Genomic DNA, 26,532 nt, shown 5'->3' on the forward strand with positions numbered 1-26,532 from the left:
TCGGGCCACTAAAAATAATTCACGTATCCCAAATGTATCTTGGCCTGCCGCAGATTGAATTTGGTATCATCCCGCTTCCCTACTGCATAGGAAATATTGAAGATGCCCGCTTTTGTTTCGAATGCCATACCAATGCCCGTACCCAAAAAGGTATTGTTCACTTTGATATTCCTTGCCTCCGATTTGGCATATCCGAAATCTACGAATCCGAAGAGAAATGAATTCATGCCCAGCAGATACCGGTATTCTCCCGTGCCTACTGCATACTGTGAGGCATAGATGCTTTCTTCATCGAAGCCGCGCAGCAGCTTGTATCCACCGATCATGAAGAGCTCGTTGCGGAAGATGTTCGGACTCTGGAACCAGCCGCCATTCAGCCCCAGCTTGAAGGTGCTCACGCGCGTGAGCCTGAGGTACTGCGATGCCACCACCCTCACACGAAACTGATAGCTTTTCAGTTTGAATGTATCGTACAGCGAACTGAAATCGAATGAAGGGTCGTCTTTGTCCTTCAGCTTTACGATCACATTGTTCTTCCGGATATTTTTGGTACCAGCCGATACACTGAGAAATAGATCCGTTCCCTTTCTCGGATTGAAGCGGTAATCTGTATTGTACCACTCGTAATTGATGCCCACATTCACTGCGGTAACATCTGCTTCGTTCGGCAGCTTCCGCTGATTCTTCACTGCAATGGTATCTACCGTGAGCAGGTTGCTGCGGGTATTCTGAATGAACACACTTCCTGTTTTGCCGGTAGACAGTGCATATTGCGCACCCAACAGAAAACTGATGTTCACAAATGAAGAGTCTTTTTTGAACAGGTCGAAGGCAAGATTCATCCCAAAGGGAGAATTGAAAAGATAGGGATGCTGATACAACAGGTTCAGTCTTGGAGATTTCGGTTGTATCTGCTGCCAGTTGAGACCGATGGTTTCGCCGCCGCCCAGCGCATTCTTCAGATTGATGGTGGCTTCGCCCGTGATCATCAGCTTGCTGCTTTGCGTTACGCCGCCCTGCGTGTTATCGGGCAACAACCCGATCAGCACATTCATCTGACTGCTTTTTTTCGGCGCGAGGTATACATTCAATATGGAGCCCTCTCCCATCAGCGTGAGATCCCAGGGACGTTCTTCCTGCACAAACGGCAATTCACGCAATCGCTGACTGATCGCCTGCAACTGTTTTTTCCGATAGAAACTTCCATTGAGTATGCCGAGATAATGTTGCAGGTAACCTGCCGAAAGATTGGCCCTGCCCAGATTCACGATGCTGTCGATACGATACAGCGGGCCTTTGTCGATGCGAAGTACGGCAGAGAATTCTTCGCGTTGTACACCGATACTGTCCAGCAACACCTTGGCGAAGGGATAACCATTGTTCTCGAGATGATCGAGTATTTTCTCCTGCAATTGCTGCATCTGCAGCATATCGAGGCGCTTGTGATCGAAGTCTTTTCTGTTCCAGTTCACAGCATCGAGAATGCGTTTGTCCATGCTGTCTGTTTTGAGGGTAGCCCATCGCAGTGCAGCGCCAATGTAGAGTTCCATGGTAGCGTCTGCCGAATCATAACGGACACTATCAACCGAAACAACGGGGTATCCTTTCAGTTTGAGAATGTCGGGCAGTTTGGCCACATATTCCTCGCATTGCAGGCGTGCTTTGAAGTGGGTCTGAAGCCGGAGCGAATCCCGGATAAACGTACTGTCTCTATCCACCGGAATAATATGCAGCACGTACTGCGCTCCGGCGGCCAGGGGCCCCGTAAACAGTATCAGCCATAGTATTCGTATGAGGATGTTTTTCACTTAATGCTTTGTCAGCTACCTTTGGAGCTGTAATATTCGATAAAATATCCGTAACAACATGGCAGGCATTTACATACATATCCCTTTTTGCAGGCAGGCCTGTCATTATTGCAATTTCCATTTCTCCACTTCCCGCGGACTGGAAAACGCTTTTCTGGAAAGTTTATTGAAAGAAATACCGCTACAGCAGGGATTTCTGGCCGGCGAAACCGTCGAAACCATTTACTTCGGTGGTGGCACCCCTTCCCTGCTCAGTCAGGAAAACCTGAATAAAATACTTGCTGCCCTCCGGGAAAATTTTTCCATTTCTCCCGAAGCGGAATACACGCTCGAAGCCAACCCCGATGATATCGACGAGTCAAAGCTGCAAAGCTGGAAGGCATCGGGCATCAACCGGCTCAGTATCGGCATCCAGAGTTTCTACGAAGAAGATCTCCAATGGATGAACCGCGCCCATACTGCTTCGCAGGCTATCGAAAACCTTCAGCTGGCGCTGAAATATTTTCCGAATATCACCATCGATCTTATCTACGGAAGTCCCGGCCTCACCGACGAAAAATGGCTTTCGAATGTACAAAGAGTTATCGGCCTCGGCGTTCCTCATATCTCCTGCTACGCGCTTACAGTAGAACCCAAAACTGCGCTCGACAGCATGATCCGCACGCACAAGCGCGAACCAGTGAACCCCGAAGACCAGGCAAGGCAGTTTCTGCTGCTGATGGACTGGCTTGGCGAAGCCGGCTATGAACACTACGAGATCTCCAACTTCGCTCTCCCCGGCAAACGCAGCAAACACAACAGTGCATACTGGGAAGGAAAGAAATACCTCGGCCTCGGCCCATCAGCACACAGCTACGATGGCGCCAATCGTCAATGGAATATCGCCAATAACGCACTGTATATTCAATCACTCAAAGCCGGCACCGTTCCTTTCGAGCAGGAAATTCTCACACCCGTTCAGCAGGTGAACGAATACATCATGACCTCCCTCCGAACCATCGAAGGAATGAACCTGAAAATCATCGAAGCCAAAACAGATCCGGCCACTGCTGCGCAGATCTTACAGGAATGCGCACAGTACCTGAAAGATGGATTGATGAAAAACGAAGACGGCAAACTGATACTCACTCCGCAAGGGAAGTTATTCGCAGATGGAATTGCAGCAGAATTATTCAGGGAAGAGCCTGAGTAGATTCGATGGCTTAGCCAGACAGTAAAATTCAGGAAGATTTATGAGTGATGCTGATGCCTCCTTGCCTTCAGGTGTTTCACCAGTTCAGCAACTGACAGTATCCCGATCATTATCAGGATACCCGCAACTCCGAAAGATTGAAATGAAAAAGGCATATTGATTCTTTTAGCGGAACCACCGCATGATTATTCTATCATTGGTCGGTGATTCTGATAATAAGTTACAACATTTACACCAGTTCCTGCTCAATTAGCCTGAAACCCTCTGCAGGTTTAACATTTTCCCAGAGAATTCTGTAAATATGGTCTGCAATTGGCAGCTCGGCTCCTACTGTTTTATTGATGATGTGAATGCTCTTGCTCACGTTGTATCCTTCGGCTACCATGTTCATTTCCAGCTGTGCAGAACGAACCGAGTAACCTTTGCCGATCATGTTTCCGAATGTTCGGTTACGGCTGTGGGGAGAATAGCAGGTTACGAGCAGATCGCCGAGATACACGGAGGCTGCGTAGTTGGGCGTTTTGCGGTGCGTTACAGGATCCTGTCCTTCGTGCACGCCCACTTCGATCCGCTGGATACCAACTTTTTTAAGGAATACCGCCATCTCATCTGCATAATTGGCGATGAGTACACTGAGGAAATTGTCTCCATACTCAAGCCCGTGAGCAATGCCCGCGCCGAGTGCGTAGATATTTTTGAGCACGGCTGCATACTGAACACCAATTACATCCGTATTCACAATTGTATTGATGTATTCGGTATTGAAGCGCGCCGCTATTTTTTCGGTGATGCCGGCGTCGAGGCCGGAGAAAGTGAGATAGCTCAGTTTTTCTGCCGATACTTCTTCTGCATGGCAGGGCCCCATGAGGGTGTAATAGTTCTCCAGCTTTACACTGAATTCCTGTTGCAGGTAATCGTTCAGCAAGAGGTTCTGTTCGGGGATGATGCCTTTCACGGCAGAGATCACTTTCTTTCCTTCGAAAGCATCCTTCGCTAATGGAGCAAGCGTATCCTTGATATATGCAGAGGGAACAGCAATTACAACATACTCGTTATCGGCAACTACTTTCACCACATCGGTGCTCAGATCGATGAGATTTGCATCGAAGTAGGCACTTCTGAGGTAAGAAGGGTTGTGACGGCGAACTTTGATATGATTTACAATCTGCTCAGATCTCACCCACCATCCAATAGGATTCTTATTGTCTGTAAGTATTTTGGCAAGTGCTGTTGCCCAGCTTCCGCTACCAATGATTCCCAATCGCATGAATCAGTTATTTGCGGCAAATGTAAGTAAATGAGCTTACTTCTTAGCTTCAAACAACTTATCTGCCGGTACCACTTTCACTTTGGTGCCATCTTTGAGGATCTTGCTCACCACATTGTAAGGGGCGGTTACAACAGAATCACCCGCTTTAAGCCCTTCGAGGATCTCGATATGGTTCATGTCCTGAATGCCGGTACGCACTTTCACTTTCTTTACAGAATTGTCTTTTTGCAATACATACACCACTTCGTCCATATCGCTGGTGAGACCTGCTTTGGTGTTTTCCTGAAGACCTTCTTCCTGTTTGTCGTCTTTCTTTTCACCAGCCACTTCATCAGATCCTTTTTTGCGGGTGGTTACGGCATTGATGGCAGCAGCGATCACACCTACTTTGGTAGTGGTTTGAATATCTGCGCTGGCATTCATTCCGGGGCGGAAAGGAAAACGGTTTCCTTTGGAAGCAATGTCTTTGTATGAATCGGCGAGCAGCCTGATATGTACTTTGTAATTGGTAACATCGCTGGTACCGGTTCCGGTAGTGGCGGTTGCTGCAGTGGTATTGCTGCTGGCAATCTTGGTAACGATGCCTTTGAATTTACGATTGTTGTAAGCATCTACTTCAACGAGTGCAGAGTCTCCGAGTTTTACCTTGGGGATGTCGTTCTCACTTACATCAACCTGTACTTCGATAACGCCCATGTCTGCTATGCGCATCATTTCTGTACCAGCCATCATGTTGGCACCTACTACACGTTCGCCTTTCTTTACACTCATGAGAGAGATCACACCATCGCGCGGAGCGATGATGGCTGTACGGCCCAGGTCTTTATCTGCTTTCACGAGGATAGCCTTGGCACTGTTGATGCTGGCTTCTCCGCGTTTTACATTCTGAATGGCTGCGTTGTATTCTGCCTGCGCTCTGCGCAAATCATTATCGGCTTTTTCAAATTCTGAAGAAGAGATTACCTTTTCTGCCAGCAGTTGTTTCTGACGGTCGTACGATTTCTGAGCCAGTTCTATGGCTGATTTCAGGCCGGGCATCTGTGCGCGGGAGTTCTCTACATTAGCGCGTTCCACTTCTACGGAAGCTGCTGCCTGATTACGTTGTGTAGAAAGGATATCTGCGTAGATGCGTGCCAGTACTGCGCCCTTGCGCACACTGTCGCCTTCTGCATAGTTCAGTTCAACGATCTCACCGGATACATCCGGGCTCACTTTCACTTCTGTTTCGGGATATACTTTTCCGCTTGCATTCACCGATTCGATGATAGTTCTGGAGCTTACTTTTTCAACGGCCACTTTCAATCCTTCATCTTTACCCAATACACCAGCGGCTTTCAACCCGAACAGTGCAACGATCAGGATGACTAAAGCGATTAATATCCACCAGATTTTCTTCTTCATATAATAACTGTTTGGTTGGGGGGCCGGCGTCTATGCTGTGTTCCGGCAGTTGCGAAAATTATAATTTGATGCCTTGTCCTTTGTAGAACTCCAGCACTTTGAGTTTGAAAACATAATCGTACTGAGCGAGCAATACATCGATTCTTGCTTTGAACAGATTGTTCTGATTATTCAGCAGATCGATGGTATTGAGCAGGCCGATATTGTATCGCTTGGTAGCGAAGTCGAATGCCTTCTGTGATGTTTCTACAGATTTTCTTCCTGCAACAAATTTTTGCAGTGAAGCAGTGGCTTCGGTATAGGCTTTATAGATATCCTGCTTCAGCGTTTGGTTATCCAGCGACTGCTGCAGTTTGATATTTTCCATGTCGAGTTTGGCGCGGTTGTATTGGGTACGAAGCTGTCCTCCACGGAAGATGGGCACACTCACGCCGAGACCTACCGACTGACCAAAAGTCTGATCGAGCTGCTTGAAGAATCCTACATTTTTAGAAGGATAGATCACATAATTATTGAACACATCGTAACTGGTTCCTCCCACCACTACTTTCCCAACTGGTGCGGCAATAACTGTTGGCGTAGCTTTCAGGTCACTTGCAGTAGATTTATTATTGTATGTTGATCCGAGTGAACCGAATGCATCGATGGAAGGCATCATGGCTCCTTTGGCGGCGGCGATGGTTTTGTCGGCAGCTTTCAGTTTCAGCTGATTCACTTTCTGCAATGGCATATTTTCAATGGCCATATTGAAAACAAATTCGGGTTGCAGTTCTGCAAGGCTTTCAACCGGTATCTGATCTACCGGCGGCGCATACACTTCGAATGCCTGACCAGCATCAACCGTAAGCAATGCTTTAAGCTGCAATATCGAAGTGGCGGCTGTTGCCTGCGCTGTTACCAGTGTGGAGCTGTCTCTGGCCAGCTGTGCTTCGAGTTCCAGTGCATTGAGTTCGGGAACCGAACCGGCAGCTACGAGTTTGCGGGTATTTTCGAGTTGAGCGCTTGTAAGTTTCACCTGCAATTCGCTGGTTCCTACCTGCTCTTTGTTCAGCAGTGCCTGGAGGTAAGCGGCGGCTACATTGAGTGAAATATCGTTCTTTATTTTTTCAACATTGGTATGTGCAGCTTCAGCTTCGTACCGGTTGGCAGCAATGGTGTTCTTGATGCGGAACCAGTTGAAAAGTGTAACCCCACTCGAAACGGTGAAGTTGCTGGAGAAATAAGTGTTGGTACTTACAGAGTAGTCGGCGGGGTTCTGGGTACGGCCAGAGTTGATGCCGGTTCTGTTACTGAGATCGAGGGTTGGGTATTGCGAAAGCCTTGCCTGATTGAGGGTCAACGCAGAAATGCGCGACTGAACATCGGCTTGTTTTACTGAAATATTGTTTGCCAGCGCATATTCCACACATCTTCTGAGATCCCACTTATCCTGGCTGAAAGAAACTGATACGAGGCTAAATTGTAACCCTACAGTCAGAAATAGTTTCCATTTCTTCATAGAACAAATGTAATTGTAATGAGAGGCCGGGGGCCTGTTATTTGATAAGCGGTCCGGGGGAGTTGGCTAACCACCAATATACATGGTACTTAGCAAAGTGCGAAAAAAATTACTGTTAAACCATCGCTTCAAATGCCTGTTCCAGATCACTCTTCAGATAGTCGGCATCTTCCAGTCCGAAATAAAACCGCAACATCCTGTGTTCCGGGTTGGCAGCATCGAAATCCTGCGGATTCAATGATGCGCAACGGGGTATCACCAGGCTTTCGTGTCCTCCCCAGCTTACAGCCATGAGAATATGTCGCAGCGATTCCGAGAAGATTACAATCTCTTCCATTTTTTTTGCGCGGATAATTATCGTCACCAGTCCGCAGGCACCGGTCATCTGGCGTTGCGCCAGTTCATATTGAGGAAATGAGGGGTCGAAAGGAAAGATCACCTGCTCCACCGCAGGGTGTTGTTTCAGCCAGTTCACCAGGGTGGTGGTAGTGGCTGAAATCCGCTCCAGGCGCGCCGGAAGCGTGCGAAGACCACGCAGCAGCAGCCAGGCGTGGAAGGGAGGAATACCTATTCCGGTGGACAACTGAGACTGATTGAATACCTTTTTCATCATCTCTTTGGTGCCGGTAAGTACACCCGCAACCACATCGCTGTGTCCACCAATATATTTGGTGGCCGACTGCAGACTCATATCTATTCCCAGCTCTATGGGACGCTGAAATAACGGTGTGCAGTAGCTGTTATCGCAAATTGTTATAATACCTTCTGCCCTGGCCAGCTCGGCGATAGCCCTCAGATCCTGTATGGCATAATCCCAACTGTTGGGGCTTTCGAGGTAAATGATTTTGGTAGAAGGAAGGATGGCCCGCTCAAACGCTTCGATATCCCTGCCATCCACATACGTTGTGGCCACGCCATATTTCGGCAGCACATTATCGAACAGCCGCTGCGCCCATGAGTACGGACGATTCACCGAAACAATGTGGTCGCCCGATTTCACATTCGCGAAAACCGAAGCGAAGATGGCCGATGTACCACTGTTCAGTACAAGGCAATCCTCCGCCTTATCCAGTGCCGCCAGCTTTTTTCTTAATATATCGATCGTTGGGTTACGCCCCTTCGTGTAGATAAAATTTTCGTATTCGTCGTCGAAAGCCCGCTTCATGTCGGCCACTGTTCTGAAAACGAAATTGCTGGTTTGCACAATCGGCGGCGCCACTGCGTCGAAATATTCACCGCGTTCTTCTCCCAGTTCATTGATAATATAAGACAGCTCAGATGGAGACATGAAATATGTTTTGAATTAGTCAGCCTGCGTTGCGCCTGGCTTTGCGGGCCTGCGCATCAGAAAATACAGAACAATAAAAGTAAGCAATACCCCTATGGCCACCAAAGCGGTGCGGGGCTTATCGATGGCAATGCTTACACCAACAAAAGTGTAGGCCAGTATAAAGATCACAGGCATCAGCGGGTAGAGCTTCATGGTGTAGATGCCCGTTCCATCGAGATGTTTTGTTCTTTTTCTCAGTACGAAAATGGCTCCGGCAGACATGGCCATTCCGAAGCAGTCGAGGAAAATGGTGAAACTCAGTATCTCTTCAAATTTCTTTGCAAAGAATAACACCACAATGCAGGTGGCGGCAAATACTGTGAGAGAAGTCACCAGCACTTCTCTTTTGGCTGATTGTTTTTTGAAGATAGCCGGCAGCACACCATCGTCGCTCATCGCATACATTACGCGGGGGTTGCTCATCAGCAATACATTCACGTATGCGAGCACAGAAAGGAAAAGCAGTCCGGAGAAAACGATCGAACCTGTTTGTCCGAACATCTTCCCTGCTATTACCGATGCTATTTCTTTGGTGGTTTTCAGTTGCTCGAAACCGATGAGTTTATAGTAGCTGTAATTCACCAGCAGATACAAAACAATGATGCAGGTGATGCCGATGAAAATTCCTTTGGGTATGCTTCGCGAAGCGTTCTTCACTTCATTGCCGAAATTGATGGTCTGCTGATAACCGCCATAGGTAAAGCTTATAGCCACCAGACTCAGTCCGAAGGCCTTCATGGTCTGGCTGATGCTGCCATCGCCTGTTGTTACCACCGGCGCCTGTTCTACGTACAGCGAAGGGAAGCAAAGTCCGGCGATCAGCATAACTATCATGCTTATCTTGATCAGCATGAGCACGTTTTGCGTGCGCGAGCTCATCTTCAGTCCCATCAGGTTCACACCATAAAATACAATGATGGCGATGATGGCAATGATCACGCGTACGGCATCGCTGGCGCCATCGTGAAACAATACCTGCCCGATGTATCCGCTACCAATCAATGCCACGGCCGACAGGCTCGATGCATTGCTCACCAATATGATACAGTTGATAGAAAAAGCCAATGAAGGATGATAAGCATAGGAGAAGATCTTGTAGTAACCACCCGTTACCGGATGTCTCGATCCGATCTCAGCATAGGTAAGCGCTCCGCAAAGCGCCACCAATCCACCAACGATCCATGCGGCAAAAAAGATGGTGGGTGTTAATGCATCTTTCGCAGAATCTGATGCTGTACGAAAGATGCCCATGCCGATCACGAGGCCGATCACGATCATGGTGAGATCGAAAAGAGTTAGTTTGGCAGACTTCATGTTTGGAAGATAGAAAAAATTGCGAATCAATTAATGTAAATTGGGGCTATTCTACTCGGTATGAAATCATTATTCACAGCTCTGATACTCATCGGTTGCATCGCTCCAATTGCAGCACAGACCGGTATTCCACAAGATTCGTCCAAAACATTGCAGCTCGTTGAAGTGAAGGCTTATGGCCAGAACAGGCAGCTGAAAGAAGCCGGTATGGCGGTCAGCCTCATCACGCCGACTCAATTGGAAAGATATAATAATATGAATCTGCTGCCTGCCGTGAATGCCACGCCCGGCGTGCGTATGGAAGAAAGATCGCCGGGAAGTTACCGCCTGAATATCCGCGGAAGCAGCCTCCGCTCACCATTCGGGGTAAGAAACGTGAAAGTATACTGGAATGGCATTCCATTCACCGATCCTGGCGGCAGCACCTACCTCAATCAATTCAGTTTTTACAATATCCGCTCAATTGAAATTGTACGTGGACCAGCCAGCAGTTTGTACGGAGCAGGAACCGGTGGAGCCTTGCTGCTTAGCAGCCGGCCCGAAGACTTCAAAGCCGGAGCCGACGTTCAATACACGGGAGGAAGCTACGGCCTTTTCAATCTCAACGCACAGGTTCGTCTGGGCAATGCAGAACGCAATAATATTATCAGTTATACCAGACAATCGGGAGATGGCTATCGCGATCACACCGAATTCAGAAGAGATATCGCCAGCTGGGAATCGAACATTGGCATCAGTGAAAAGCAATCACTGCAAACTTCCGTGATCTACGGTGATCTGTATTATCAGACACCCGGAGGACTTACGCAAAAAGAGTTCCTCGCAAACCCGCGCGCAGCAAGGCCTGCAGCCGGAGCCTTTCCCAGTGCCGATGGAGCACAGGCTGCTATCAGGCAACAAACTTTTCTTGCAGGCATCACTCACAACTATGCATTCAGCGATGCATTCCGCAACACCACAACAATTTATGGTGCATTCAGCCAGATAAAGAATCCCACATTCCGAAACTATGAAAAGAGGTCCGAGCCTCATTTCGGGGGCAGATCTGTTTTCACCTACAACAAACAACTGAACAATGCTGCGCTCAATGTGCTCTTTGGAGGCGAAGCGCAACGCGGCTTTTTCAATACAAAAACATTCCGAAACAAAGGTGGGCGTCCGGACTCTGTTCAGACAGATGATGATATTAACAACTGGCTCTACTCAGCCTTCCTTCAGGCCGAACTGCAACTGAAACACAATTGGGTGATACAAGCAGGAGTGAGTGTTAATCAGTCTTCCATCAGCATACAAAGATTATCCAGTCCCAATCTTCCTGAGCAGAAAAGAACCTACAGCAGCGAGTGGGCGCCACGCATTGCCATCTCCAAAAAACTCATTCCGCAACTGCTGATCTACGCCAGTGTATCGAAAGGTTTCTCTCCTCCTACATCACAGGAAGTGCTTCCTTCTACAACGGAGATCAATACACGATTATCTGCCGAGCACGGTGTAAACTACGAAGCAGGTGTAAAAAGCAATTGGCTCAACAATAGTTTGTATGTGGAAGTAAATGCCTTCCATTACCAGTTGCAGAACGCCATCGTGCAAAGGCGCGATGCCAGCGGAGCAGACTATTTTGAGAACGCAGGCTCTACAAAGCAGGAGGGCATTGAATCGCAGGTGAGGTATAACTTCCTCCCCCGCTCTGCCGGATTTATTTCCAATCTGCAAGCCTGGGGAAGCCATACCTGGTACTTCTTCAAATACAAGAACTTTAAACAGGTGAATACCGATCTCAGCGGCAAACAGCTGCCGGGAGTGGCGCCGCATACCATTGCTGCCGGCATCGATCTCAACACCAAACCGGGGCTCTACGCCAATATCACCTGGTTCTACAGCGACCGTACCGCACTCAACGATGCTAATTCCGAATACGCCGCCAGCTACCAGCTGACTGGTTTCAGAGCAGGATGGCGCAAGGCCTTTACTTCAAAAATCAGTACCGATCTCTACACCGGATTCGACAACCTGTTCAATGCGGAATACAGTCTGGGTAACGATATCAATGCCGCCGGAGGCCGCTACTACAATACCGCTCCAGGCCGTAATTTCTTTGCCGGACTGGCCATAAAATACAGTTGGTAAATAGTTTTTGACTATATGTTCGCCGGATTTACTTTTGCCCCGTAATTGGTTCCCGGATCTAACCAGTCCAAGGGATTAAAAGGGAAACCGGTGCAAATCCGGTGCTATCCCCGTAGCTGTAAGTTGTGATGCAGTTTTATCCGCTGCAATCTTTGTTCAATCTTCATACCACTGTCACTTTACGATGGGAAGGTGTTGAACAGGCAACGAGCCAGAAGACCTGCCAGTTGCATGTAACAACATCAGCGAGCTTTCGGGTGAAAAGCCGGGATGAAATGAGTGCCTTACCGGCGCTGCCTCACATTTCATTTCAGTAATTATTTCTATGTCCGAAGGTTCATAGCTCTCTTAAAAACAATCATGAGCATGAACAAAAAACTACTCTCACTTGCTGCATTGATGGCGACTCTCCATGCCACTGCACAAGACAGTACCACCGTCAGAAAACAAATGGACGAAGTGGTAGTAACTGCTACAAAGTACGCGCGCAAAGCATCAGAGACAGGAAAAGTGATTACAGTGATCGACAGAACCGTGCTCGACCGCAGCGTTGGTAAGGATCTGTCACAACTCCTCACCGAGCAAACCGGCATGGTAGTGAACGGAGCCACCAGCAATCCCGGAAAAGACAAATCGATCTTCTTCCGTGGCGCTACTTCCAATTACACTGTGATCCTCATCAATGGTATTCCTCTTGCCGATCCTTCAGGAACCGGCGGTGCCTTTGATCTCCGCCTGATTCCCATCGACCAGATCGAAAGGATCGAAATCCTCAAAGGAGCACAATCCACCCTCTATGGTTCCAACGCTGTTGCCGGAGTGATCAACATCATCACCCGTAATGGCAGCAAAAACAAACCTGCTGAATTGTACGGCAATTATGCAATGGGCAGTTACAACACCATCAAAGCCAATGCAGGCATGGGTGGAGGAAATGATAAACTCCGTTACAATATCGGATTCACTCATTTTGAAACCAAAGGCATTTCCGAAGCCCTGGATACTGCTGCTGTGAAGTCTTTCGACAAAGATGGTTACATGCAGAAATCCGTGAACGTGAATCTCGACGGGGAGATCATCGATAACCTGCGTGTAAAACCTTTCTTCCGCTATGCCGCCATCAGCGGAAACTTCGACGCAGGTTCTTTCTTCGATTCTAAAACCAATAGCTACGACAGCAAGCTTATCACTGCTGGTACACAGGTCAATTATAAATTCAACAAAGGACAGGTAACTGCCCAATACCAATTCGATGATGTAGACAGAATCTCCGGCGGTTACACATTCAGAGGCAAGGCACAAATAGCTGAAGCGTTCGCACAATACGATGTACATGATAAAGTACAGGTGCTGCTCGGTTTCGATACACGCATACAGCAACTGCTCGATACCACTGCCGCAAAGAAAAATCCGGAGATAACCATCTATAGCCCATATCTCTCCTTCTTCCTCAAAGACCTCAACGGTTTTTACCTGGAGGCAGGTGCGCGCCTCAACAACCACAGTCAGTTCGGCAATCACTTCACCTATAGCTTTAACCCATCTTATCTTATCAATAAGAACGTGAAAGTATTTGCGAACCTCGCTTCAGCATTCAGAGCGCCAAGCCTGTACGAACTTTACGGGTTTTATGGCAGCAATCCTGAGCTGAAACCGGAAAAATCCTATACATGGGAGATCGGTACGCAGGCATCACTCATAAACAATGTACTGGAAACACGCGTGGTGTATTTCAACAGACGCATCAAGGATGTAATTACCTATATCAACAACCGAAATGTGAACCTGAACGAACAAAAAGATCAGGGACTGGAAATTGAGCCATCGATCAATGTTACCAAAGACCTCAACATCAAATTGTATTACAGTTATGTTGACGGTAAAGTAACCACAACCCAGAATGGAAAAGACAGCAGTTACTATAACCTGGTCCGCAGACCCAAACATGCTTTCGGCGCCACCATTGGTTATCAGGTAACAAAGAACCTGTTTGTAAGCACCAATGTTTACACATATGGTACGCGCTACGACCTTACCTTCGGCCCTGCACCTGACTATGCACAAGTTATGGTGCCACTCAAGGCTTACACCATTTGGAATGCCTATGCTGAATACAAGCTCGTAAACAATCGTATCCGTATATTTGCTGACCTGAAGAATATCACCGATGCCAAATACCAGGAAGTACTTGGTTATGGCACCATGGGTACCAATATCACAGCAGGTGTAGCCGTAAGGTTATAAAAACTTAAAACAGAAACGAAAATGTCATTGAAACAATTCAATCCACGCAATGCAGTACTGCTGGTGTTTATCGTACTGGTTGCACTGCTGAGGATCTTCCTCACTTCTGAAGCCCCGATGAGCGCACTCTCTACCTTCACTCCGCTTGGCGCAATGGCGCTGTTTGGAGGCGCTTATTTCAATAACCGCATCAAGAGCGTGCTGTTTCCGGTGCTGACACTCTGGGTGAGCGATATTATCCTCAACCGGTTTGTTTACTACAATGAATGGCGTTTCTTCTACGAAGGTTTTTACTGGACCTATGGTTCTTATGCACTGATGGCCATCGCCAGCAAATACATCATTCGCAGAGCTACTGTCGGCAATATCATTATCGCGTCCGTAGCGGCTACACTGATCCACTGGATCGGAACAAGCCCCGGTTGCTTTATGATAGAAAACTCCATGTACCCTAAAACATGGGCGGGATATTTCACCAGCCTCGTAGCAGCCATCCCTTACGAAAGAAATTTCCTCGTAGGTACACTGGCTTATGGCGGACTGATGTTCACCACTTTTGAATGGCTGCAACGCAGATACCATTCATTGAAACTGGCACATTAATTCAACACATTTCAATAACAGCATCATGACAGCATGCTCCTTTCTTCCCGCTGCCACGCAGATGATCTATGATATGCAGCTGCAGCATTTGCTGCACGGCATCACATTCGAATGTCCGCCGCAGGCATTGCAGGAAAAACAAAAGGTGGTGCGTTGTGTGCTGGAAGGCAAGCAATACAGCAGTATCGAAATCGACAGAATATTCTCAGCATCCAAAGCGCAGGGCAAGAGCCTCTACTACGTAGATGAAGCTGTACTCGGAGAAATAGCGCCGGACGTGATCTTCACGCAGGATGTTTGTGAAGTCTGCCAGATCGATACTGCCTGTACCGCTGCCGCAGTGGCCAATCTTCCCAAACAACCGCAGCTGATTGCATTAACACCCAACAACCTGCAGGATGTTTTTCAAACCGCCATCACCATCGCCACTGCATTAGGCGCTGAAGAAGCTGCCTATCCCTACCTCTCTGCATTGCAGCAACGCATCGACAACATCATCGACACACTCCGCCTTCATCGCGCCGCACCCAAAAGGGTTATGATCATGGAATGGATCGAACCCGTGTACAACTGCGGCCACTGGATTCCCTTCCAGGTAGCATACGCAGGAGGCATCGACATGCTCTCCAACCCGGCAGGCGACAGCATTGTAACAAGCTGGGAAAAAATATTGAAGTACGATCCCGAAGTACTGATCATCGCACCCTGCGGCTTCGACGTAAAAAGAAGCAGGGAAGAATTGCACCTGCTCACTCAGAAGCCCGGATGGGAAAACCTTACCGCCGTGAAAGATCGCGCTGTGCATATCGCAGATTACGATCTCTTCACACAACCCAGCGCCGGCACATTGGTGGATGGCATCGAGATACTCGCAGCATGCTTCCATCCTCAACTGTTTTCCGTTCCCGATCATCTTCAACATAAAACCGCTTCTCTCTTCCAAACGAAGGAGTATGTGTAAGCACGAAACAAAGAAATGTCCACGCTGTGAAAGCCCATTCGAATGTAAAGTGGGCGATGTAACACATTGCCAGTGTTACGGCGTTGCCATGTCTGCAGAAGAAAGAGCTTTCCTCGAAGAACGCTATGGAGACTGCCTTTGCCGCAACTGCCTGCTGGAGCTGAAACAGAAAGACGTCTTCTTCAAAGAAAAACATGCCTGGCATGACAACCGATAACAAAGTCATTTTCATCACCGGAGGAGTTCGCAGTGGAAAGAGCCGTTATGCTCAGGAAACAGCGCTCGCACTCAGCAACAATCCCATCTACCTTGCTACCGCCCGCAGATGGGACGACGATTTCAACGAACGCATCCGCCATCATCAGAACGATCGCGATGAACGGTGGACGAGCATCGAAGAAGAAAAACATTTCGCATCACTGCCGCTCGATAACCGCGTAGTAGTGATCGATTGCGTTACACTCTGGCTCACCAATTTCTTTGTTGACACGAAGAATGATATTCAACAATGTCTCTCTGCTATTGAGCAAGAGATAGCTGCACTGAAAAAACGCCCCGGCACTTTCATCATCATCTCCAACGAAATCGGAATGGGCATGCATGCCGATACTGAGATCGGCAGAAAATTCGCCGACCTGCAGGGCTGGACAAACCAGCTGATTGCCAGACAAGCCGACGAAGCGATTTTCATGGTGAGCGGAAGACCACTAAAACTCTGACACCAGCATATGTTCAGGAACGTATCCAATCTGGTAAAAAATAAAACAAAGCAAAGCTTCATGAACTGGAGCGGGGGCAAAGATTCTGCACTCTGCCTCAACCGCATAAAGCAAGATCCCGCATACAATGTAAGCGCCCTGCTCACCAGCGTGAATACAGCGCACGATCGGGTGAGCATGCACGGCGTTCGCAGATCGATGCTGCATAAGCAAGCCAAAGCATTGGGCATTCCGCTGCATACACTCGAACTGCCGGAGCAACCCGGCATGGCCGAATACGAGGCCATCATGACAGAGCAACTGAATGCTTTCAAAGCCATAGGCTACACCCACTCTGTGTTTGGTGATATCTATCTCGAAGACCTTCGCGCGTATCGCGAAATAAAACTCGATATGCTCGGATTGAAAGGAGTATTTCCGCTGTGGAATATTCCCACACACGAACTGATGGATGAATTTCTTTCGCTCGGATTCAAAGCCATCATTGTTTGTGTAAATGAACGTTATCTCGACAAAAGTTTTTGCGGACGACTGCTCGATGGCTCGTTCGTCCGCGATCTGCCACCTGGTGTGGATATATGCGGAGAGAATGGCGAATACCATTCTTTCGTTTTCGACGGCCCCGTTTTTAAAAATCCTGTAACCTTTACCAAAGGCAGTATAGTTCGAAGAACTTATGAAGCACCACGCACTGCCAACCCAAACCCCGATCTTATGGATAAGCCATCACAGTATGGCTTCTATTTCTGTGACCTGCTGGATGATGCATCCGGCCAACAATAACGAGTATGAATAACCAGCACGCACTCAAACAGCAATTGCAATGGGCAATCGATAACAAAACAAAACCACCGGGTTCACTCGGCCAGCTCGAAGAAATTGCGTTGCAGGCAGGATTGATTCAGCAATCACTGAAACCCGCTGTAAACAATCCGCATATCGTTGTATTTGCGGGTGATCATGGTATCGCCAAAACCGGATTGGTGAATCCCTTTCCACAGGAAGTGACTGCTCAAATGGTGCTGAACTTTCTCCGTGGAGGCGCCGCCATCAATGTATTCTGCAAACAAAACAATATCAACCTCACGGTAGTGGATGCAGGAGTGAATATTCCGGGTTGGGATGATGCGCTTGCATCGGATCACTTCGTACGCGCAAGCATTGGCCATGGAACAGCCAACTATCTCGAAACAGCTGCCATGTCTGAATCCAGCGCTGCCGCTGCAATTGAAGCCGGGAGATCCATCGTTGCACAACTTGCATTGCAGGGTTGCAATACTATCGGATTTGGAGAGATGGGCATCGGCAATACCTCCTCTGCTGCACTCATCATGAGCGCCATCACAGGTATCGCCGTAGAGGATTGCGTTGGCCGTGGCACAGGCGTGAATGATCAGCAACTGCAAACAAAGATCGCCACACTTCAAAAAGCATTTCAGCTGCATGAGCTGAACAAATATTCAACACAACCCATTACATTGCTCAGCAGGATCGGAGGATACGAAATCGCCATGATGACGGGCGCTTACCTCGCCGCTGCTGAACACCATATGATCATCGTAGTAGATGGATTCATCGCCACTGCAGCATTGTTGCTTGCACAGCAAATAGAACCATCTGTTCGCGATTACTGCATCTTTGCACATACCAGCAATGAGCAGGCGCACAAAGCCATGCTCGATGCGCTGCATGCCAAACCATTGCTGCAGCTGGGCATGCGCCTTGGAGAAGGAACAGGCGCTGCACTCGCCATTCCATTGATCCGCGCCGCAGTTGCTTTTCTCGAAGAGATGGCCAGCTTCGATACAGCCGGTGTTTCAAATGCAACCGAGCCATCGGATTCCACTAAAGCTTAATCATGAAAAAAGAACTGCGCATTTTCTTTACTGCGATGATGTTTCTCACGCGACTCCCTGTGCCAAAATTCACAGATCATTCGCAGGAGTATCTCGAAAAATCTGCCCGCTACTTTCCCGTAATCGGATGGATGGTGGCAGGCATCAGCTGGCTCACCTTCGTGGTGTTCAATAAATACATCGGAGAAGATATCGCCATCATCGCAAGCATCATCGCCGGAGTGCTCACTACCGGTGCATTTCATGAAGATGGATTTGCAGATTGCTGCGACGCCTTCGGCGGCGGCTGGACCAAAGAGAAGATCCTCACCATCATGAAAGACAGCAGACTCGGCACTTTCGGCGTAATCGGACTGATTAGCATCCTCGCCGTAAAATTTCTGCTGCTGAAAGAAATGCCCAAATTCACTCCGAGCCTGAGTGAGCCTTCCATCAATATTTTTTCCAACTACGGACAGTTCTTACTGATACTGCTTGCTGCCCACGGCGTAAGCAGGCTCATGGGCGTGTACACCATTCGCTTCTACGATTACGTTACCGATATCGATGCGAGCAAATCGAAACCCATCACCAGCAACAAACCCTCCATCGGGCTGCTGATTACCGCCACCATCTTTGCACTGGCTCCTTTTGCATTGCTCGATCCACGATTGCTTGTTGCTGTTATACTTCCCATTATCGCCACCCGGCAAGCCGGAGAGTATTTCAAAAAATGGATCGGCGGATACACAGGCGACTGCCTCGGCGCCATTCAGCAGATTGCAGAAATTCTGTTCTATCTTAGTGTGATCATCATCTGGCGTTATTGGTTATGAGCATCTACCTGATCAGACATACAGCCCCACTGATAGAAAAAGGAACCTGCTACGGGCAGGCGGATATCGATGTAAAAGACAGCTTCCACGAAGAAGCTGCCATCATCGAAACCGTTATCCCTGCTAACTTACAGCATATCTACAGCAGTCCGCTTCAACGATGCCGCAAACTTGCAGAACATCTCTTCCCGAATGCCGATATCAGTTTCGAACATGCGCTCAAAGAGATCAATTGCGGCGAATGGGAATTACAGAAATGGGATGATATTCCTGCCGAAGCAATCGATCCCTGGATGAAAGATTACGTGAATGTGCGCATACCCGGAGGCGAAAACTACATCGATCTCTATGATCGGGTGGTAACCAGTTTTCTTCGCATCGCAGCAACAGAACAACCTACAGCGATCATTGCGCACGGCGGTGTGCTCAGAAGCATACTCTCTCATATTACCGGTACTTCCCTGCTCGATTCGTTCAATGCATTTTCACTTCATTATGGCTGCGTGATCAAGATAGACAGGCATGAAAATGGCTTCCGCCACTCGGTACTTTCCAATATCCCCACACCCAAAGAGCAACACAAGCCCAGCCCGAAATAGCCGGTTTCTGATTATTTTCCACCTGCACTGATTATCCGCCGAATCATGTAACTTGTAGTAAACGGACTGCTATGAACTTTTCGCTGGATCAACTCATCACCACTACTTTCACGTTGTTTGCAGTGATAGATATTTTCGGATCCATTCCACTGCTGATTTCCCTGAAGCAAAAGATGGGCGGCATTCATGAAGCCCGTGCAACACTTATTTCCGGAGGTTTGATGATCATTTTCCTGTTCGGAGGAGAGAAGTTTCTGGGAGTACTGGGCCTCGATGTAGGATCTTTTGCGGTGGGTGGCTCGATAGTGATCTTCATCCTTGGCCTGGAAATGGTGCTTGGAATAGAGTTTTTCAAGGCGGAAGGCGATTCCAAATCCGGCGCATTGGTTCCGATAGCATTCCCGCTGATAGCGGGTTCCGGCACACTCACCACTATCATTTCACTCAATGCCAACTACGATAAATGGACCATTCTGGCCGGTATTCTGGTGAATCTTGTGATAGTTTACCTTGTTTTAAGATCATTGAACTATATTGCGAAGCTTTTAGGACAGGCCGGATTGTTAGCAGTCAGAAAGTTTTTTGGCGTAATTTTGCTGGCCATCGCCGTAAAGATATTCGCAACGAATGTCGGCGGACTGATAAAGTAAACATTGGTCTCGTAGTACAATGGATAGTATGAGAGTTTCCGAAGCTCCAGATCCAGGTTCGATTCCTGGCGAGACCACCAATTTTTTGAAGATGCCTGCACAACCGGCATCTTTTTCTTTTTACAGCAATTGACGAAGATCTTCAACCTTCCCCTTCATTAAATACCGATCTCTATCATTACAGAAGTGCCATTATTGGAAGAAGATTGAATGTCGGATTTCCCATTCAGAAACTCCACCCTGTTTTGAATGCTGCGCCAACCCATGCCAGTAGCAGCCTTTAGACTATTAACATCAAACCCTACGCCATCATCTTCCACAGTGATCGCCAGTAGGTTTTCCTGTTTGGAATGATGCAATTGCACTAATACATTTTTTGCCTGTGCATGTTTGATAACATTGTTTAGCAACTCCTGCACAATGCGATAGATTGTAACACTGGAGGTTTGATCAATATTTACTGCATCCATGCCTGCGGACTGATAACTGACATTTATTGCACCACTTCGGTCGATTTCATTGCAAAACTCCTTCAAAGCTATATCCAATCCATATTTCACCAGCATTTCGGGCATCATGTTGTGGGCCACTCTTCGCATCTCCCTGATAGAGCTGTCCAGCATGTCTATGCTGCGTTCGAATGCTTGTGCATTGTCTGGTGTCATGAATAAATTTTCTTTCATATTGCTTAATGAAAATTTTATTCCGCTTAACATCCCGCCCAGCCCATCGTGCAAATCCTTTGCAAGTCTGGTTCGTTCCTGCTCTTCACCTTTCAGTACCGCTTCAGTGGCAGATAATTTATTTTCCGTTTCCAATTCGTCGATACGCTGTTGCTGCAGTTTTTTCCGATGCGTATAGTTTCTATAGGCTAAAAGCAGAATGATGAGTAAAGATGCAAAACCAGCGGTCAGCAAATAATTGAGCGTTGTTTTTTGCGCCAGCTGGGATTGCTGGAGTTGTATCCGGGACTCTTTTTTTTGAGTCTCATATCTCTTTTCAAGGGTCAGTATTTTTTGTTGCACCTCTTCCCCTCGCAGTTTGTCTTCAATTACCTGCATGCTGTCAAGCAGTTTTTCAGCTCCGACAATATCTTTTTGTGCATATAAAATTGAGGACAACACACGTAAACTTTCCCAATGCTCTTTAACCAAACCAAGACTATCTGCCAATTTCAAAGAAGTTAAAATGTAACTTTTAGCCAATGGTAAATTATTCTTTAACAGATAGTGTAATGCCAAAGCCCTCTCCGCTATTACTTCTCCTTCGGCATTATCTGTTTCTTTGCTTAACGCCAATGCCCTTTCTGCATAAGGCTTTTGCCTGTCTGCATCATAACGGTGAAAATAAATATTGGCTGCACCTAACAATGAAGAAATCTCAAGATTACTGAACTGAATGCGGCTGGCAATTTGTAAAGCTTCCTGATAACAGGCCAATGCAGAATCTTCAAAACGATTGCTTTGATAACTGTTGGCCACATTCAATAAAGCACGTCCAATATCTGTGCTGTCCCCTGATTTCCTCAACTCCTTCAACGCAGCCTTACCATATAGCAATGCATAATCATTACGGCCTGTTCTTTGATAAATAAGTTGTATCATTTCACTTACACGGGCAAGCAGGTAATTATCTGGTATGGCTTCAAATTTCTTTTCGGCTTCCTGATAATAATAAACTGCACTATCATAATCGCCCATATAATTAAAACTGTTGCCAACGTTTCCATAACATTTCCCAACTAGTTTCAGGTCATTGGTAGTGAACGACAGTTTTAATGCCTGTTTATTCAGCAGCAAAGCACTGTCAAATTCCTCTTTCTGATTCAGTATCCCGGTATAGTTTGAGTAAAACTTTATCAGCCCCAATGTGTAGTGCAGCTTTTCGCTAAGGCTTTTTGCCTGAAGGTAATATTGGGAAGCAGTTTGAATGTCCTGCATTTGCACTTCATACTCATTTCCAATTTGCATTAACAACAGCACTTTCCCTGTATCCTCCTTTGCTTTTTGCATCAACTTCAGCAGACTGTCCTTTATTGTTGCATCCTGCGCTGTACACAACAAACTAAAGAGTGTGGCAAATATTATCAGCAAAAATTTCTTCATACCCTAAAATACACTTTTTTACTTCTGCAAAGAAAGACGGTAATATACCGGTAGCCGCTCCTCTTTTTTAATGATTTTCTGGCTGCATTGAAAAAATCATCCTTTTTAATGATTGACTGCCCTTGCCTGCATTTCTAATTTTGTATAGCATCCAAGCTCCTTTCTAACCCGAAATAGCACAATTGCATTTCTGCAATATCATCACACAGACAACCTAAGATCATAATTTATCTAAGATGAAAAAGACAATCAATACTGTAAGAACCAGCATCATGCTTTTTTTGTCGGCAGCCTTTGCCATTGGATCCTGCAAAAAAGAAAATGGTCCGGTAAGCCCTGAAATACCGACGGACACTACACTTAAGGTCAGCAGCCTTTCTTCAACCTCATTGCATTATGGAGATACAATTGTAATCAATGGCAGTAATTTTTCTACAACACCGGCCAATAATACCGTTACTATTAACGGCGTAACGGCTACTGTTGTATCGGCTGCTTCAACGCAACTAAAAGTAGTTGTACCCGCTGTAGGAAACACTACGGGAGAAGTGAAAGTAATTGCCGGAAGTAAAACTGCCAGTGGTGGAAATATCAATTATGCGCCCGACGTGTTTGTCGCCGGAGGACAATACAACGCGGCCCATAATACCGGTACCCTTTGGAAAAATGGCACTGCTGTTACCATCAGCTCAGAAGAATCTGCTTTGTCTTCCATTTGCATAAGTGGCAACGACATCTACGTTGCAGGCGTGGAAAGAATCAACAATCTTTCCTTAGCCAATTACTGGAAAAATGGAAACAAGGTTACACTGGGCACTGGAGAATCTATCGCAAATTGCATTGCTGTTAACGGCAATGATGTATATGCAGGCGGCGCGGAAATTGTAAATGGATTCGATCTTCCCCGTTACTGGAAAAACGGCACCGGCACAACAGTATCCGTTATGGATCCGATTATTTCACAGACCGTTACCGGAAACGGATCCTGCACAGGCATTCAAATTAATTCGGGCAGTGTTATAACAGTTGGCAGCTATCGGAACTCTCAGGGAAGATTTTCTCCCTGGGAATGCAGAAACGGGAATATACCCGCCAATACAATACCTAATAACGACAAACACTGTTTTGCCAATGCAGTATTTGTTTCAGGAAATGATGTATACGTAGCCGGCTCCCAAAATAATCCAACCTCAGGATTGCCAATGGCCACAATCTGGGAAAACGGAAATGCAGCAACACTCACCGCCGGTACAGCTTCTGTAGGCGTGGCGACCGCTGTATTTGCAGCAGGTAACGATGTATATGTAGCGGGCTATGAGCAGGAAGACTATTACGGAGGTGGAAGTCAGTTTGCCAAATACTGGAAAAACGGAGTAGTAGTAAAATTATCCAACGTGTCTTCTGCGGCTACAGGCATCACGGTATTTGGCAATGATGTATACGTATCGGGATGGGAAAACAATGGAACACACCTCGTAGCTAAATACTGGAAAAACGGCGTACCTGTCAACGTAGGAAATGCCACATTTAATTCTACAGGTAGCGCTATATCAGTTCGGTAAATGATATACGGGAATAAAACAATTACAATGAACAGACTTGCTTTTGCTTCCTTGTTTCTTTTATCGATATCCGCATCATTTGCCCAAACAAACGATTTCGGCATTGTCCGCTATGCTTCACCCAAAGGATACGAATTAATAAAGAACAACAAAGTGCTTACTTATTTCAAAGAAGATAAGAGCACCGGCGCTTATTGCAACTTCTTTATTTATGATCTGATGGCCGGAAAAGGGGAAGTGCAGAAAGATTTTGATTACGCCTGGGATAACCTGGTGCAAAAGCCTTTTAAATTTACAGGTGCCGCAAACCTGCAACCGTTGGCAACGCTAAAGGGATGGCAGTTTTTAATGGGCTCCGCAAAATATGCAGACAACGGAATAACCACTCTCGCCATTCTCTTCACTTTTAGTGGTGAAAATAACATGCAGAGCATTTGCATCCTTTCCAATTCTGACAAGTATAAAGCCGATATAGAAAATTTTATCGCCTCGGCAGATCTCATCAGGGAAGCGGTTAACACAAAGCCAAGCATGCCTTCAGTGAAATCAACGGACATCGCTGCAAATAAAACACACCCACCAATTAATACCAGTCTATTAAACGACAAAAGCCCGAAACCCGAAGTATGGATGAAAAGCAGATTCGAATACGACATGATGAAACGGCGATCGGAAACAAAATATGAGTGGATAGCCATTTATCCTGATGAGAAGTTCAATCCTTACATGCCTACGGAAGGATATGCCGGATTTTATACCAAGAACAAGAGTTGGGGTAGTGCAAAATGGAATAATAATAGGTTAGATGTAATATCTCAAAACACCAGCTACTACTTCGACAAAAAAACTGCGTCCACTATGCAAAGCAAGTTCGACAGTAAACCCAACTATTATAAATGCAAATCGGTAGATGGCTTACGCATCGAAGGTGCATACACACAATATTCCAGCCTTGTACCTTCTTCAAAAAATAAACCGCAATACCTGATATGGTTTTATAAAGATGGCAGCTTTGATGACAGAGGAATAAGTGTGTCTGATCTCAAAAACCCCTACGCATTTGCGGATGATGCTCCAGGTAAAGGGAAGTACACCATTGAATCGTTCAGTATTTTTTTGCGTTACGCTGATGGTCGTATTAAACAGCTGGGCTTTTCCGGCTTTCTGGATAAAGACCCCGCTACCGTTACCGACGCCTATTTCATTGGCCGCCTTATCTACTACCGAAAAGATGCAGGGCATAACAGCAACCTCAATAAAATAAACAACTAATGAAAGCTTTGAAATTACTTTTCATACTGCTTTGCTTCTTCCACTTTATGCCTTGTCAGGCGCAAAGCGATCAGGAACTGAACCGGGATTCCGTGATAGGCTGGCAGTATGTTTCCAATCAACCCAAAGCCAATGCCGTGTATAAGCCTGTTAAAAGCCAGCAACCCAACGGTGCCACTTACTCTGTATGGCAACAGAAGGCATCCGATATGCTGATCAACTGGATTCAGCAATCATATCTTCCCCGTGGGCTGGTAATGCGTACTATCGCAAAAAATGATGATCGATGGTCGTTGTATAACAATGGTCCATTGCATGGTTATGGCGTTGATTTCCTGGGGTACTCCGCTCATTTTGTCAATGGGAAAATTGATCTGAGATGTTGCGAACAAGGACAAAGACTAGTGGCCGGGTTTAACGATTTTCCCGGCAGATACATCGAAGGTTTTAATCCCGACGGATTATTCTTTTTTGCAGAACAGGCACAGTTCAGTACCGGAGATGATGAACAGCAGCTCATCAAAGAAGGCATCGATAAAAAAATTCAATCGACTCTCTATAACTATCGAACCTACTTCGATCATTTTCATAACAATGGCCAGCAGGTTTTCAAAATTGGTGTGGTGGTTCCTAAAAACGGAGAATGGCCTTTTAAGCCGGTACTGGTAAAAGACGCAGTAGCCTATATTCAACAGCAAATGGCAGCCTATCCGGGCATCATGAAAAACAACCCATACTCGGAAGAACCTGTAAGGAAAGCTTTAGAAAGATTGAAACCATTCTACAATGAGGTTGTAAAATTAAATGCGAACTACAACTATCATACTGCAATTAATGATGGCAACAACCATTATCTGCTCAACCCCGAAGCAATCATAAATGGGAAACCACTTAACAAATCATTTCCCGAATACAATACACTTGTAACAACTACCCGGACGACCATTGATCAGACAAAAACAGATAAAGCGCTATGGGCCTATTTTAATATAACACCTTCAGATATTTATCAGGAAGGCAATCTTTCAAAGTATGATACAAAGCTGAGCACAAGTGTTTCGCATATGGTGTATAGCATGCTCAATAATTTCAATTACGACTATGTTGCCCAATGGCTGTCACGGCCCGATGCAGGAAAAACAATGGTTTACACGCCTGTACACAAGCCAGCCAGATCCTCAGGCAATATCATTTCAAAACAATAAC

Annotated in this window: 22 protein-coding genes, 1 tRNA gene and 1 riboswitch; of the genes, 16 read left to right on the plus strand and 7 right to left on the minus strand. The window is 46.6% G+C overall.

Features of this window, described 5'->3' with window-relative positions; translation table 11 throughout:
* Positions 1-8: 8 nt before the first annotated feature.
* On the minus strand, positions 9-1,808 hold the full coding sequence (locus HHL16_RS25265) for a BamA/TamA family outer membrane protein (protein ID WP_169423349.1): 1,800 nt from the start codon (positions 1,806-1,808) through the stop codon (positions 9-11).
* A 58-nt stretch (positions 1,809-1,866) separates the two neighbouring features.
* Here HHL16_RS25265 and hemW point away from each other — a divergent pair, with 58 nt between their 5' ends.
* A complete protein-coding gene (gene hemW, locus HHL16_RS01390; protein WP_169423350.1) occupies positions 1,867-3,000 on the plus strand; it encodes a radical SAM family heme chaperone HemW in 1,134 nt (377 codons plus the stop codon).
* A gap of 229 nt (positions 3,001-3,229) precedes the next feature.
* Here hemW and HHL16_RS01395 read toward each other — a convergent pair whose 3' ends face one another.
* The 5 genes from HHL16_RS01395 to HHL16_RS01415 form a co-directional block, all read right to left on the minus strand.
* Positions 3,230-4,267, minus strand: coding sequence for an NAD(P)H-dependent glycerol-3-phosphate dehydrogenase (locus HHL16_RS01395; RefSeq protein ID WP_169423351.1), 1,038 nt, complete (start codon positions 4,265-4,267; stop codon positions 3,230-3,232).
* Positions 4,268-4,303: 36 nt separating this feature from the next.
* Complete coding sequence (locus HHL16_RS01400) at positions 4,304-5,671, minus strand: efflux RND transporter periplasmic adaptor subunit (RefSeq protein WP_169423352.1); 1,368 nt, start codon at positions 5,669-5,671, stop codon at positions 4,304-4,306.
* A gap of 58 nt (positions 5,672-5,729) precedes the next feature.
* On the minus strand, positions 5,730-7,169 hold the full coding sequence (locus HHL16_RS01405; protein ID WP_169423353.1) for a TolC family protein: 1,440 nt from the start codon (positions 7,167-7,169) through the stop codon (positions 5,730-5,732).
* Between the two features lie 115 nt (positions 7,170-7,284).
* Positions 7,285-8,457 (minus strand): PLP-dependent aspartate aminotransferase family protein, encoded by a 1,173-nt coding sequence (locus HHL16_RS01410; RefSeq protein WP_169423354.1) that lies wholly within the window; start codon positions 8,455-8,457, stop codon positions 7,285-7,287.
* Between the two features lie 15 nt (positions 8,458-8,472).
* A complete protein-coding gene (locus HHL16_RS01415) occupies positions 8,473-9,813 on the minus strand; it encodes an APC family permease (RefSeq protein ID WP_169423355.1) in 1,341 nt (446 codons plus the stop codon).
* A gap of 60 nt (positions 9,814-9,873) precedes the next feature.
* Here HHL16_RS01415 and HHL16_RS01420 point away from each other — a divergent pair, with 60 nt between their 5' ends.
* From HHL16_RS01420 to HHL16_RS01475, 12 genes are all read left to right on the plus strand, one after another.
* Complete coding sequence (locus HHL16_RS01420; protein ID WP_169423356.1) at positions 9,874-11,940, plus strand: TonB-dependent receptor; 2,067 nt, start codon at positions 9,874-9,876, stop codon at positions 11,938-11,940.
* A 29-nt stretch (positions 11,941-11,969) separates the two neighbouring features.
* A riboswitch (cobalamin riboswitch) is annotated at positions 11,970-12,183 on the plus strand.
* Positions 12,184-12,306: 123 nt separating this feature from the next.
* Positions 12,307-14,184 carry a TonB-dependent receptor gene (locus tag HHL16_RS01425; RefSeq protein ID WP_169423357.1) on the plus strand — a complete coding sequence of 626 codons (1,878 nt, stop codon included), beginning with the start codon at positions 12,307-12,309 and terminating at the stop codon, positions 14,182-14,184.
* Positions 14,185-14,205: 21 nt separating this feature from the next.
* A complete protein-coding gene (locus HHL16_RS01430) occupies positions 14,206-14,787 on the plus strand; it encodes a DUF6580 family putative transport protein (RefSeq protein ID WP_169423358.1) in 582 nt (193 codons plus the stop codon).
* Positions 14,788-14,812: 25 nt separating this feature from the next.
* Entirely contained in the window at positions 14,813-15,748 is a 936-nt protein-coding gene (locus HHL16_RS01435; protein ID WP_169423359.1) for an ABC transporter substrate-binding protein, read from the plus strand.
* Positions 15,741-15,965: a cysteine-rich CWC family protein gene (locus tag HHL16_RS01440; RefSeq protein WP_169423360.1), complete on the plus strand. Its 225-nt coding sequence runs from the start codon at positions 15,741-15,743 to the stop codon at positions 15,963-15,965. The genes HHL16_RS01435 and HHL16_RS01440 overlap by 8 nt, the downstream gene beginning before the upstream one ends.
* On the plus strand, positions 15,952-16,467 hold the full coding sequence (locus HHL16_RS01445; protein ID WP_169423361.1) for a bifunctional adenosylcobinamide kinase/adenosylcobinamide-phosphate guanylyltransferase: 516 nt from the start codon (positions 15,952-15,954) through the stop codon (positions 16,465-16,467). Before HHL16_RS01440 ends, HHL16_RS01445 begins: the two co-directional genes overlap by 14 nt.
* 9 nt (positions 16,468-16,476) lie before the next feature.
* Positions 16,477-17,250 (plus strand): adenine nucleotide alpha hydrolase, encoded by a 774-nt coding sequence (locus tag HHL16_RS01450; protein WP_240965719.1) that lies wholly within the window; start codon positions 16,477-16,479, stop codon positions 17,248-17,250.
* Between the two features lie 5 nt (positions 17,251-17,255).
* Complete coding sequence (cobT, locus tag HHL16_RS01455; RefSeq protein ID WP_169423362.1) at positions 17,256-18,323, plus strand: nicotinate-nucleotide--dimethylbenzimidazole phosphoribosyltransferase; 1,068 nt, start codon at positions 17,256-17,258, stop codon at positions 18,321-18,323.
* A gap of 2 nt (positions 18,324-18,325) precedes the next feature.
* The gene (locus HHL16_RS01460; RefSeq protein ID WP_169423363.1) at positions 18,326-19,138 is read left to right on the plus strand and encodes an adenosylcobinamide-GDP ribazoletransferase; all 813 of its coding nucleotides are present in this window, start codon (positions 18,326-18,328) and stop codon (positions 19,136-19,138) included.
* Positions 19,135-19,737: a histidine phosphatase family protein gene (locus tag HHL16_RS01465; protein WP_169423364.1), complete on the plus strand. Its 603-nt coding sequence runs from the start codon at positions 19,135-19,137 to the stop codon at positions 19,735-19,737. The genes HHL16_RS01460 and HHL16_RS01465 overlap by 4 nt, the downstream gene beginning before the upstream one ends.
* A 71-nt stretch (positions 19,738-19,808) precedes the next feature.
* On the plus strand, positions 19,809-20,387 hold the full coding sequence (locus tag HHL16_RS01470) for a MarC family protein (protein WP_169423365.1): 579 nt from the start codon (positions 19,809-19,811) through the stop codon (positions 20,385-20,387).
* Positions 20,388-20,392: 5 nt separating this feature from the next.
* Positions 20,393-20,467: transfer RNA gene (locus HHL16_RS01475), tRNA-Arg, on the plus strand.
* Positions 20,468-20,545: 78 nt separating this feature from the next.
* Here HHL16_RS01475 and HHL16_RS01480 read toward each other — a convergent pair.
* Positions 20,546-22,492, minus strand: a complete 1,947-nt coding sequence (locus HHL16_RS01480; protein ID WP_169423366.1) for an ATP-binding protein — start codon at positions 22,490-22,492, stop codon at positions 20,546-20,548.
* 236 nt (positions 22,493-22,728) lie between these two features.
* On the opposite strand from HHL16_RS01480, the gene HHL16_RS01485 reads away from it, so the two are divergent.
* Genes HHL16_RS01485 through HHL16_RS01495 form a run of 3 tightly spaced genes read left to right on the plus strand, consistent with a single transcriptional unit; the run spans position 22,729 to position 26,531 of the window.
* Positions 22,729-24,054, plus strand: a complete 1,326-nt coding sequence (locus HHL16_RS01485) for an IPT/TIG domain-containing protein (RefSeq protein WP_169423367.1) — start codon at positions 22,729-22,731, stop codon at positions 24,052-24,054.
* A 27-nt stretch (positions 24,055-24,081) separates the two neighbouring features.
* A complete protein-coding gene (locus tag HHL16_RS01490) occupies positions 24,082-25,326 on the plus strand; it encodes a hypothetical protein (protein WP_169423368.1) in 1,245 nt (414 codons plus the stop codon).
* Entirely contained in the window at positions 25,326-26,531 is a 1,206-nt protein-coding gene (locus HHL16_RS01495) for a hypothetical protein (RefSeq protein ID WP_169423369.1), read from the plus strand. The genes HHL16_RS01490 and HHL16_RS01495 overlap by 1 nt, the downstream gene beginning before the upstream one ends.
* Position 26,532: the final 1 nt, after the last annotated feature.

This window comes from Pseudoflavitalea sp. G-6-1-2 (genome assembly GCF_012927185.1).
Classification (GTDB): Bacteria; Bacteroidota; Bacteroidia; order Chitinophagales; family Chitinophagaceae; genus Pseudobacter.

What these genes read in the sequence shown, in the direction of transcription:
- hemW (WP_169423350.1), top strand. Translation starts at nt 1,867, where the DNA reads ATGGCAGGCATTTACATACATATCCCTTTTTGCAGGCAGGCCTGTCAT.
- HHL16_RS01460 (WP_169423363.1), top strand. Translation starts at nt 18,326, where the DNA reads ATGAAAAAAGAACTGCGCATTTTCTTTACTGCGATGATGTTTCTCACG.
- cobT (WP_169423362.1), top strand. Translation starts at nt 17,256, where the DNA reads ATGAATAACCAGCACGCACTCAAACAGCAATTGCAATGGGCAATCGAT.
- HHL16_RS01430 (WP_169423358.1), top strand. Translation starts at nt 14,206, where the DNA reads ATGTCATTGAAACAATTCAATCCACGCAATGCAGTACTGCTGGTGTTT.
- HHL16_RS01425 (WP_169423357.1), top strand. Translation starts at nt 12,307, where the DNA reads ATGAACAAAAAACTACTCTCACTTGCTGCATTGATGGCGACTCTCCAT.
- HHL16_RS01440 (WP_169423360.1), top strand. Translation starts at nt 15,741, where the DNA reads ATGTGTAAGCACGAAACAAAGAAATGTCCACGCTGTGAAAGCCCATTC.
- HHL16_RS01490 (WP_169423368.1), top strand. Translation starts at nt 24,082, where the DNA reads ATGAACAGACTTGCTTTTGCTTCCTTGTTTCTTTTATCGATATCCGCA.
- HHL16_RS01415 (WP_169423355.1), bottom strand. Translation starts at nt 9,813, where the DNA reads ATGAAGTCTGCCAAACTAACTCTTTTCGATCTCACCATGATCGTGATC.
- HHL16_RS01485 (WP_169423367.1), top strand. Translation starts at nt 22,729, where the DNA reads ATGAAAAAGACAATCAATACTGTAAGAACCAGCATCATGCTTTTTTTG.
- HHL16_RS01480 (WP_169423366.1), bottom strand. Translation starts at nt 22,492, where the DNA reads ATGAAGAAATTTTTGCTGATAATATTTGCCACACTCTTTAGTTTGTTG.
- HHL16_RS01450 (WP_240965719.1), top strand. Translation starts at nt 16,477, where the DNA reads ATGTTCAGGAACGTATCCAATCTGGTAAAAAATAAAACAAAGCAAAGC.
- HHL16_RS01435 (WP_169423359.1), top strand. Translation starts at nt 14,813, where the DNA reads ATGACAGCATGCTCCTTTCTTCCCGCTGCCACGCAGATGATCTATGAT.
- HHL16_RS01495 (WP_169423369.1), top strand. Translation starts at nt 25,326, where the DNA reads ATGAAAGCTTTGAAATTACTTTTCATACTGCTTTGCTTCTTCCACTTT.
- HHL16_RS01420 (WP_169423356.1), top strand. Translation starts at nt 9,874, where the DNA reads ATGAAATCATTATTCACAGCTCTGATACTCATCGGTTGCATCGCTCCA.
- HHL16_RS01405 (WP_169423353.1), bottom strand. Translation starts at nt 7,169, where the DNA reads ATGAAGAAATGGAAACTATTTCTGACTGTAGGGTTACAATTTAGCCTC.
- HHL16_RS01395 (WP_169423351.1), bottom strand. Translation starts at nt 4,267, where the DNA reads ATGCGATTGGGAATCATTGGTAGCGGAAGCTGGGCAACAGCACTTGCC.
- HHL16_RS01410 (WP_169423354.1), bottom strand. Translation starts at nt 8,457, where the DNA reads ATGTCTCCATCTGAGCTGTCTTATATTATCAATGAACTGGGAGAAGAA.
- HHL16_RS01465 (WP_169423364.1), top strand. Translation starts at nt 19,135, where the DNA reads ATGAGCATCTACCTGATCAGACATACAGCCCCACTGATAGAAAAAGGA.
- HHL16_RS01400 (WP_169423352.1), bottom strand. Translation starts at nt 5,671, where the DNA reads ATGAAGAAGAAAATCTGGTGGATATTAATCGCTTTAGTCATCCTGATC.
- HHL16_RS01470 (WP_169423365.1), top strand. Translation starts at nt 19,809, where the DNA reads ATGAACTTTTCGCTGGATCAACTCATCACCACTACTTTCACGTTGTTT.
- HHL16_RS01445 (WP_169423361.1), top strand. Translation starts at nt 15,952, where the DNA reads ATGACAACCGATAACAAAGTCATTTTCATCACCGGAGGAGTTCGCAGT.